The 2,562-nt window shown below is 67.6% G+C and carries 3 protein-coding genes; all 3 read left to right on the plus strand.

Translation table 11 applies throughout. The features are described 5' to 3' along the window. A partial coding sequence (locus PV761_RS24090; protein ID WP_347900035.1) for a thiolase family protein occupies positions 1–939 on the plus strand: 939 nt, incomplete at its 5' end. Then, a complete protein-coding gene (locus PV761_RS24095; RefSeq protein WP_347900036.1) occupies positions 939–1,775 on the plus strand; it encodes an enoyl-CoA hydratase/isomerase family protein in 837 nt (278 codons plus the stop codon). The genes PV761_RS24090 and PV761_RS24095, both read left to right, overlap by 1 nt. A gap of 2 nt (positions 1,776–1,777) precedes the next feature. After that, positions 1,778–2,562, plus strand: a 785-nt coding sequence (locus PV761_RS24100) for a 3-hydroxyacyl-CoA dehydrogenase family protein (protein ID WP_347900037.1), incomplete at its 3' end; no start/stop codon positions are given.

Here is a 2,562-nt window from a genome sequence, read left to right on the forward strand (position 1 = left end):
GGCCTGAGCGCCATCATCATGGCCAGCCAGATGATCAAGTCCGGTGCAGCTGACATCGTGATCGCCGGCGGCGTCGAGTCGATGAGCCGTGCCCCCTGGGTGCAGGAAAAGCCGCAGACCGCCTTCGCGAAGCCCGGCGCCATCTTCGACACCTCCATCGGCTGGCGCTTCGCCAATCCGCTGTTCCAGAAGGGCGAGCTGTCCCGCGACGGCAAGATGACCTACTCCATGCCGGAAACGGCAGAGGAAGTGGGCCGCGTGGACGGCATCTCCCGCGAAGACGCCGACGCCTTCGCCGTCCGCTCGCACGAACGCTCCCTCGCGGCCATCGCGGCCGGCCGGTTCAAGGACGAAATCGTCCCGGTGAGGGTCAAGACCCGCAAGGGCGAAACGGTAGTGGACACCGATGAAGGCCCCCGGGCCGGCACCACCATGGACGTGCTCGCCGGGCTCCGCCCCGTGGTCAAGGGCGGCTCGATTGTCACCGCCGGCAACTCCTCCACGCTGAACGACGGCGCCTCCGCCATCATCGTCGCGTCCGAGGCGGCCATCGAAAGGCTCGGCCTCACGCCCCGGGCCCGCATCGTGGACGGCGCCTCCGCCGGCTGCGAACCCGAGATCATGGGCATCGGTCCTGTCCCGGCCACCCAGAAAGTCCTCAAGCGCAGCGGGTACAGCGTGGGCGACCTCGGCGCCGTCGAACTCAACGAAGCCTTTGCCACCCAGTCGCTCGCCAGCATGCGGCGGCTGGGCCTGGACCCGGAGATTGTTAACCGCGACGGCGGCGCCATCAGCCTGGGGCACCCGCTCGGTTCCAGCGGCTCACGGATCGCCATCACCCTGCTGGGCCGGATGGAACGCGAGGACGCCAGGATGGGCCTGGCCACCATGTGCATCGGCGTCGGCCAGGGCACCGCGATGCTGCTGGAGCGCGTGTAATGGCGGCCCCGGAAAGCGCGAACGGCCACTTGAGCACCCGCGGCCTGAGCACCCTGGACTTCAAAACCCTCCTGGTCGAGGAGCGTGAGGACCGCGTGGTGGTGCTCCTCAACCGCCCCGAAGTCCGGAACGCGATCGACCAGCAGATGGTGGACGAACTCCATGCCGTGTGCGCCGCGCTGGAGCAGAACCCCAAGGTACTCATCATTGCGGGCGTGGACGGCGTCTTCGCCTCGGGTGCGGACATCGCCCAGCTGCGGGAACGGCGCCGGGACGACGCCCTCCAGGGCATCAATTCCACGATCTTCGTCCGGATCGCCAAGCTGCCCATGCCCGTCATTGCGGCCCTGGACGGCTACTGCCTGGGTGGTGGCGCGGAACTCGCCTACGCAGCGGACTTCCGGATCGGCACGCCCAGCGTCCGCATCGGCAATCCCGAGACCGGCCTGGGCATCCTCGCCGCGGCGGGCGCAAGCTGGCGGCTCAAGGAGCTGGTGGGCGAACCCGTTGCCAAGCAGATCCTGCTGGCCGGCCTGGTGCTGCGCGCCGAGCAGGCCCTTGCCGTCAACCTCATCACTGAGATCCACGAGGCACCGGTCCTGATGGACGGCGCCCACAGCCTCGCCGACCGTATTGCGCGGCAGGATCCGCTGGCCGTGCGGATCACCAAGTCCGTGTTCCACGCACCGGCCGAGGCGCACCCGCTGATCGACCAGCTGGCGCAGGGGATCCTCTTCGAGTCCCAGGCGAAGTTCGATCGCATGCAGGCCTTCTTGGACAAGAAGACTGACAAGAAGACAGCCAAGAATTCAGACAAATCAGACGGGACGAAGTAACCATGGGCAATTCCGTACTTCCGGCGGGGCTTCCCGCTACTGTCGGCGTCCTCGGCGGCGGCCGGATGGGGGCGGGCATCGCCCACGCCTTCCTGATCAACGGAGCCGACGTCCTGGTGGTGGAGCGGGACGAAGCCTCGGCCGAAGCTGCCCGGGAACGCGTGGAGTCCGCGGCCGCCAAGAGCATCGAGCGCGGCGCCACGGACGGCAACCTGGACGAGATGGTTTCCCGGCTCTCCGTGACCGTTGACTACGACGACTTCAAGGACCGCCAGCTGGTGGTGGAAGCCGTTCCGGAGGACTGGGACCTGAAAGTGGCATCCCTGCGCGGCATCGAGGAGCGCCTTGCCGCAGACGCCTACCTGGCCTCCAACACGTCCTCGCTGTCCGTCAACGGACTGGCCAAGGAACTGAAGCGTCCGGGCAACTTCCTGGGCCTGCACTTCTTCAACCCGGTGCCGGCGTCCACCCTGATCGAAGTGGTGCTCGGCGAACGGACCTCACCCGAGCTGGCTACCGCAGCGAAAAGGTGGGTCGAGGCGCTCGGCAAGACCGCCGTCGTCGTCAATGATGCGCCCGGTTTTGCCTCCTCACGCCTGGGCGTGGCCATCGCCCTGGAAGCGATGCGCATGGTGGAGGAAGGTGTCGCGTCCGCCGAGGACATCGACAACGCCATGGTGCTGGGCTACAAGCACCCCACCGGACCGCTGCGGACCACGGACATCGTGGGCCTGGACGTCCGGCTGGGCATCGCGGAATACCTGCAGTCGACCCTGGGGGAGCGCTT

It is taken from the genome of Arthrobacter sp. CC3, assembly GCF_039907775.1.
GTDB lineage: Bacteria > Actinomycetota > Actinomycetes > Actinomycetales > Micrococcaceae > Arthrobacter.